Source organism: Pseudomonas sp. XP1 (genome assembly GCF_053557675.1).
This window is the reverse complement of record NZ_JBNRIJ010000043.1, coordinates 26000-32823: the sequence shown is the minus strand read 5'-3', so window position 1 is coordinate 32823 and position 6824 is coordinate 26000. Positions and strand designations below refer to the sequence as shown.

The following is a 6824-nucleotide window of genomic DNA, read 5'->3' as shown; positions in this document are numbered from 1 at the left end:
GTACTGCACTGCCCTTGAGAGCGGTGCAGTACCTGTGGGAGCTGGCTTGCCGGCGATAGGGCCAGAACAGGCTTGCCTCAATGGGTGGTCAGCCCCGCTGCCCCCATGAACAGGCGCATCACGTAGGCCGCCACGCCGAGGGCCGCCACGCTCATTGCCCAGATCAACAGCAGCCAGCCCAGGCGCTGCCACAGGGGTTTCTTCTCGTCCAAGCCATGCTTGCCTGTCATCATGCGGCCCTCCTAGTGATAGCCGTCTTCATGGGTCACCTTGCCGCGGAACACGTAGTAGCTCCAGAAGGTGTACATGAGGATGAACGGCAGGATGAACAGTGTGCCCACCAGCATGAAGCCCTGGCTCTGCGGTGGCGCCGCGGCATCCCAGATCGAGATCGACGGCGGGATTATGTTCGGCCACAGGCTGATGCCCAGGCCGCTGTAGCCGAGGAAGATCAGCACCAACGTCAGCAGGAACGGCGTGTAGTGCGCATTGCGCGCCACTGCCTTGAGCAACCCGTAGAAGGTTACCAGCACCAGGATCGGCACCGGCATGAACCAGACCAGGTTAGGCATGCTGAACCAGCGCTCGGCGATCTGCGGGTAGGCAATCGGTGTCCACAGGCTGACGATGCCGATCACCACCAGCAGCACCAGCGCCAGCGGCCGGGCGATGTCGTGCATCTTCTGCTGCAGCGACCCTTCGGTCTTCATGATCAGCCAGGTGCAGCCCAAAAGGGTGTAGGCAACGATCAGCCCCAGGCCGCAGAACAGGCTGAACGGGGTCAGCCAGTCAAGGGTGCCACCGGCGAAGTGCCGGTCGACCACTTTGAAGCCTTCGAGGAAGGCACCCAGCGCCACGCCCTGGAAGAAGGTGGCGACCAGAGAGCCCCAGATGAACGCCTTGTCCCAGATGTGGCGCTTGTCGGCCTTGGCCTTGAAGCGGAACTCGAAAGCCACGCCGCGGAAGATCAGGCCGATCAGCATCAGGATCAATGGCAGGTACAGTGCCTCCAGCACCACCGAGTAAGCCATCGGGAACGCTCCGAACAGCCCGGCACCACCCAGCACAAGCCAGGTTTCGTTACCGTCCCATACGGGGGCGACGGTGTTCATCATCACATCGCGGTCATGCTCGCCCTTCACGAACGGGAAAAGCATGCCGATCCCCAGGTCGAAACCATCCATCACCACGTACATCATGACGCCGAAGATGATGATCACGGCCCAGATCAGCGGAAGGTCGATACCCATGGCTCAGTTCCCCTTGCTCAGGCTGGCAGAGTTGGCCTCGTGGCCATCATCGGCGGCGGACAGCGGCCGCGCCGGGGTGCGTTTGGTGCCAGGGCCACCAGGGTTGTGCTCGTCACCCTCACCGGTCTGCGGCCCTTTGCGCACCAGGCGCATCATGTAGCCAAGGCCGGTGCCGAACAGTGCGAAGTACACCACCACGAATGCCACCAAGGTGAAGCCGAGCTGGGCGTAACTGTGGTTGGACACACCGTCTGCGGTGCGCATCAGGCCATACACCACCCAGGGCTGACGGCCGATTTCGGTGGTGAACCAGCCGGCCAGCAGCGCGATCAGCCCGGAAGGCCCCATCCACAAGGCCAGGTGCAGGAACGGGCGCGAGGTATAGAGCGTGCCGCGCTTGCGCAGCCAGAGGCTCCACAGGCCGACGAAGATCATCAGGAAGCCCAGCCCGACCATGATCCGGAACGACCAGAAGACGATGGTCGAGTTGGGCCGGTCTTCGGGCGGGAACTCCTTCATCGCTGGCACCTGCTTGTCCAGGCTGTGGGTCAGGATCAGGCTGCCGAGCGCCGGGATCTCGAGCTTGAAGCGAGTGGTTTCGGCCTGCATGTCGGGGATACCGAACAGAATCAGCGGGGTTGGCTCGCCGGGCACATTCTCCCAGTGGCCTTCGATCGCGGCGATTTTCACCGGCTGGTGCTTGAGGGTATTGAGGCCATGGAAGTCACCGATCACCGCCTGGATCGGGGCGACGATCAGCGCCATCCACATGGCCATCGACAGCATCTTGCGCACCGCCGGGTTGTCACGCCCGCGCAGCAGGTGCCAGGCCGCCGAGGCACCGACGAAGAACGCGGTGGCGACGAACGCGGCAGTGGCCATGTGCATCAGGCGGTAGGGGAACGAGGGGTTGAATACCACCGCCAGCCAGTCCACCGGCACCACACGGCCATCTATGATCTCGTGACCTTGCGGGGTCTGCATCCAACTGTTGGAGGCGAGGATCCAGAAGGTCGAGACCAGGGTGCCGAGCGCAACCATCACCGTGGAGAAGAAGTGCAGGCCACGGCCGACGCGGTTCCAGCCAAACAGCATGACCCCCAGGAAACCAGCCTCGAGGAAGAACGCGGTCAGCACCTCGTAGGTGAGCAGCGGGCCGGTAATGGCGCCGGCGAAGTCGGAGAAGCGGCTCCAGTTGGTACCGAACTGGTAGGCCATGACCAGGCCAGAGACCACGCCCATGCCGAAGTTGACGGCGAAGATTTTCGACCAGAAGTGATAAAGGTCACGGTAGACCTGGTTGTTGGTCCGCAGCCAGAGGCCTTCGAGGACTGCCAGGTAGCTCGCCAGGCCAATGGTGATGGCCGGGAACAGGATATGGAACGACACGGTAAAGGCAAACTGCATTCGGGCGAGCTCTAGGGCCTCTATTCCGAACATGGTGCTTCCTCTTCAGATAATCCGGCGTCCGGGCCGCTGGCCCAATCGCCCACTGCCCCCACGGTAGTCGAGTGCGGCGCGTTGGAATTGTTCTGTTCGATCGCAGGGATTTCGGCCCGAGGGCCCGATCGTTACATCTGGAACGATTGACCCAGATCAACGATTGATAGGAAGCATAGTCCTGAATGGCCCGCCGGGCCGTGTGGTTGATTGCCGCGTGACCGGTTGCCCCACCCCCTTTCATGACGCGTGAAAAAGTGCCGACCCCGGCAAACAGTAACTGTTTGTTACAAACAGATGATACGCTGCGCACCCCTCTACTGCGCCGAGGCCCCTGGTTTCCGATGTCCGATTCCGCACCGCAGTTGTTGCGTCACCACCGCCCTTTCCTGGCCTTCTGGCTAGCCCGTGTGTTCACCGCCAGCGGCTTCCAGATGCTCACCGTGGCCATTGGCTGGCACCTCTACCAGTTGACCGGCAACGTGCTGGACCTGGGCCTGGTCGGCCTGGTCGAGTTCGCCCCACGGGTGCTGTTCATGCTGCACACCGGGCATGTCGCCGACCGCTATGACCGGCGCAAGGTCGCTGCGCTGTGCCAGAGCCTGCAGGGGCTGATTGCCCTGGCATTGGCGCTGGGTAGCGCCACCGACAACGTCACCCGCGAGCTGATCTTCGCCCTCGCCTTCCTGCTCGGTGCCACACGTTCGTTCGAAATGCCGGCAACCCAGGCGCTGCTGCCCAACGTGGTACCGGCCGGGCTGTTCCCACGCGCGGTGGCGGCTTCCGCCTCGGCCACCCAGTCGGCAACCATCGTGGCACCGGCGGTGGGCGGCTTCCTGTATGCCTTCGGCAGCATCTGGGTATACGGCCCCACCGTCGCCCTTTACGCCATCGCCTGCGTGCTGACCCTGAGCCTGCAGGCACGCGGCCAGGTGGCCCAGCGCGGACGCGCCAGCATTGAATCGCTGCTGGCCGGCATCCGCTTCATTCGCAGCCGGCCCGACATCCTCGGCGCCATCTCGCTGGACCTGTTCGCCGTGCTGCTGGGCGGGGCCACCGCGCTGCTGCCGGTGTTCGCCAAGGACATCCTGCTGACCGGCCCGCTGGGCCTGGGCCTGCTGCGCTCGGCGCCAGCGGTGGGGGCGTTGCTGATGTCGCTGTGGCTGGCGCGCTTCCCGTTCGAGCGCAACGTGGGGCGGACCATGTTCACGGCAGTCGGTGTATTCGGCGTGGCGACCATCGCCTTTGGCCTGTCGACCTCGTTCTGGTTCTCGCTGGCGGTGCTGGTAGTGCTGGGCGCAGCGGACATGATCAGCATGGTCATCCGCGGCGCTTTCGTGCAGCTGGAGACGCCGGATGAAATGCGCGGGCGGGTGAGCGCGGTTAACGGCTTGTTCATTGGTGCTTCGAATCAGCTCGGCGAGTTCGAATCGGGGGTAACGGCGCACTGGTTTGGGACGGTGCCGGCGGTGGTGCTGGGTGGGGTGGGTACTTTGGTGGTGACTGGGGTGTGGATAAGACTGTTCCCCACACTGGCCAAGCGGGACCGGTTGCATAACGGTTGATCGCTCGCCTGTGCCGGCCTCTTCGCGGGCTTGCCCGCGAAAGGGCCGGTACAGGCTATAGAGAAACCATTCCCAACGGCGATAGGCCCCCGCCAAGCATGCTGGTATGATGCGCGGCTTTTTTCCGCCCCACACAAAACCACGGCAACCGGTACGGTCTGTGCTTTGCTGATGGGGTCGATACATTCATGGCGCCGGGGGCGCCTCGGGGAGCGGGCATGCTGGAAAGGCTGTTTCAACTAAAAGCACACAACACCAACGTGCGCACCGAGATTCTCGCGGGCGTCACCACCTTCCTGGCCATGGCCTACATCCTGTTCGTCAACCCGAGCATCCTCGGCGAGACCGGCATGGACAAGGGCGCGATCTTCGTCGCCACCTGCCTGGCTGCGGCCATCGGCTCCGTGACCATGGGCCTGATCGCCAACTACCCGATCGCACTGGCGCCGGGTATGGGCCTGAACGCGTTCTTCACCTACACCGTGGTCCTGCACATGGGCCACACCTGGCAGGTGGCACTGGGTGCGGTGTTCCTGTCGGCGGTGATGTTCTTCCTGCTGTCGATCTTCCGCATCCGCGAATGGATCGTGAACAGCATCCCGCTGCCGCTGCGTTCGGCCATTGCCGCAGGTATTGGCCTGTTCCTGGCGCTGATCGCCCTGCATAACGCAGGCATCGTCGTCGACAACCCAGCCACCCTGGTAGGCCTGGGCGACCTCAAGCAGCCAGCACCGATCCTCGCCACCCTGGGCTTCTTCCTGATCGTCGGCCTCGAGTCGCTGAAAGTGCGCGGCGCGGTGCTGATCGGCATTCTCGCCGTGACCATCGCCTCGATCCTGATGGGCGTGACGCCTTTCGGTGGCGTGGTCTCGATGCCGCCATCGCTGGCCCCGACCTTCCTGCAGCTGGACATCGCCGGCGCACTGGACGTGGGCCTGGTCAGCGTGATCTTCGCCTTCCTGTTCGTCGACCTGTTCGACAACTCCGGCACCCTGATCGGCGTGGCCAAGCGCGCCGGGCTGATGGGCAAGGACGGCCACATGCCGAAGATGGGCCGCGCCCTGATCGCCGACAGCACCGCCGCCATGGCCGGCTCCCTGCTGGGCACCTCTACCACCACCAGCTACATCGAATCCGCCGCGGGCGTGAGCGCCGGTGGCCGTACCGGCCTGACCGCCATCGTGGTCGCCATGCTGTTCCTGCTGGCGCTGTTCTTCGCCCCGCTGGCCGGTAGCGTGCCGGCCTTCGCCACCGCCCCGGCGCTGCTGTTCGTCGCGGTGCTGATGGCCTCGGGCCTGGCAGAAATAAACTGGGACGACGTCACCGAAGCCGCACCGGTGGTAGTGACCGCCCTGGCCATGCCGCTGACCTATTCGATCGCCAACGGCATCGCCTTCGGCTTCATTTCCTGGACCGCCGTCAAGCTGATCTCCGGCCGCCACCGCGACCTGAATCCGGCCTTGGTGATCCTTTCCATCCTGTTCGTCATCAAGCTGGGCTGGTTCAACGCATGAGTGCTGCTTTCGACCCCTCCTCCTACACCACCCAGCTGGACGCCAAGGTGGCCCGGCTGCGCGAGCTGCTGGCGCCGTTCGGCGCGCCGGAGCCGGGTGTTTTCGACTCGCCGCGCGAGCATTACCGCCTGCGCGCCGAATTCCGCCTGTGGCGCGAGGATGGCCAGCGCCACTACGCCATGTTCGCCCCGGGCGAGAAGCACAAAGCGATCCTGATCGACGACTTCCCCATTGCCAGCCAGCGCATCAATGCACTGATGCCGCGCCTGAAGGCAGCCTGGCAGGCCAGCGAAGAACTGGGCAACCGCCTGTTCCAGGTGGAGTTCCTCACCACCCTGGCTGGCGATGCCATGGTCACCTTGTGCTACCACCGCCCGCTGGACGAGGCCTGGGAAACGGCCGCACAGCAGCTGGCCGAAGAGCTGGGCGTGAGCATCATCGGCCGCTCCAAGGGCAAGCGCCTGGTCATCGGCCGTGACTACGCGCTGGAAAAACTCGACGTCGCTGGTCGTGTGTTCAGCTACCGCCAGCCGGAAGGCGCGTTCACCCAGCCCAACGGCGCGGTGAACCAGAAGATGCTGAGCTGGGCCTTCGAGGCCATCGGCGAGCGCGACGACGACCTGCTGGAGCTGTACTGCGGCAACGGTAACTTCACCCTGCCGCTGGCCACCCGCGTGCGCCAGGTGCTGGCCACGGAGATCAGCAAGACGTCGGTCAATGCCGCGCTGAGCAACCTCGACGAGAACGCTGTGGATAACGTGCGGCTGGTGCGCCTGTCGGCAGAAGAGCTGACCCAGGCACTGAATGAGGTTCGGCCATTCCGCCGGCTGGAAGGCATCGACCTGAAGAGCTACGAGTTCGGTACAGTGTTCGTCGACCCGCCGCGGGCGGGGATGGACCCGGATACCTGCGAGCTGACCCGGCGTTTCGAGCGGATCCTGTACATCTCGTGCAACCCGGAGACACTGGCGGCGAACATTGCCCAGTTGCAGGACACCCACCGCATCGAACGATGTGCGTTGTTTGACCAGTTCCCCTATACCCACCATATGGAG

At 64.2% G+C, this 6824-nt stretch carries 6 protein-coding genes; 3 read left to right on the top strand and 3 right to left on the bottom strand.

The genetic code is table 11. From position 1 onward, the window contains the following. Positions 1 to 77: 77 nt before the first annotated feature. From ACK1U9_RS23695 to ACK1U9_RS23685, 3 genes are read right to left on the bottom strand one after another with little or no spacing between them, the layout of a single operon-like run. Complete coding sequence (locus tag ACK1U9_RS23695) at positions 78 to 233, bottom strand: DUF2474 domain-containing protein (RefSeq protein WP_008094148.1); 156 nt, start codon at positions 231 to 233, stop codon at positions 78 to 80. 9 nt (positions 234 to 242) lie between these two features. Then, positions 243 to 1250 carry a cytochrome d ubiquinol oxidase subunit II gene (gene cydB / locus ACK1U9_RS23690; RefSeq protein ID WP_046616358.1) on the bottom strand — a complete coding sequence of 336 codons (1008 nt, stop codon included), beginning with the start codon at positions 1248 to 1250 and terminating at the stop codon, positions 243 to 245. A gap of 3 nt (positions 1251 to 1253) precedes the next feature. Further along, positions 1254 to 2690, bottom strand: coding sequence for a cytochrome ubiquinol oxidase subunit I (locus ACK1U9_RS23685; protein ID WP_046616359.1), 1437 nt, complete (start codon positions 2688 to 2690; stop codon positions 1254 to 1256). Between the two features lie 344 nt (positions 2691 to 3034). Here ACK1U9_RS23685 and ACK1U9_RS23680 point away from each other — a divergent pair, with 344 nt between their 5' ends. The 3 genes from ACK1U9_RS23680 to trmA all read left to right on the top strand — a co-directional run. After that, positions 3035 to 4255, top strand: a complete 1221-nt coding sequence (locus ACK1U9_RS23680; protein WP_046616360.1) for an MFS transporter — start codon at positions 3035 to 3037, stop codon at positions 4253 to 4255. A 218-nt stretch (positions 4256 to 4473) separates the two neighbouring features. Next, complete coding sequence (locus ACK1U9_RS23675) at positions 4474 to 5769, top strand: NCS2 family permease (protein WP_046616361.1); 1296 nt, start codon at positions 4474 to 4476, stop codon at positions 5767 to 5769. Beyond that, positions 5766 to 6824, top strand: a 1059-nt coding sequence (trmA, locus tag ACK1U9_RS23670; protein WP_449110219.1) for a tRNA (uridine(54)-C5)-methyltransferase TrmA, incomplete at its 3' end; no start/stop codon positions are given. The genes ACK1U9_RS23675 and trmA, both read left to right, overlap by 4 nt.

Coding starts and splice junctions, on each gene's coding strand:
- ACK1U9_RS23680 (WP_046616360.1), top strand. CDS start 3,035: ATGTCCGATTCCGCACCGCAGTTGTTGCGTCACCACCGCCCTTTCCTG.
- ACK1U9_RS23685 (WP_046616359.1), bottom strand. CDS start 2,690: ATGTTCGGAATAGAGGCCCTAGAGCTCGCCCGAATGCAGTTTGCCTTT.
- ACK1U9_RS23695 (WP_008094148.1), bottom strand. CDS start 233: ATGATGACAGGCAAGCATGGCTTGGACGAGAAGAAACCCCTGTGGCAG.
- cydB (WP_046616358.1), bottom strand. CDS start 1,250: ATGGGTATCGACCTTCCGCTGATCTGGGCCGTGATCATCATCTTCGGC.
- ACK1U9_RS23675 (WP_046616361.1), top strand. CDS start 4,474: ATGCTGGAAAGGCTGTTTCAACTAAAAGCACACAACACCAACGTGCGC.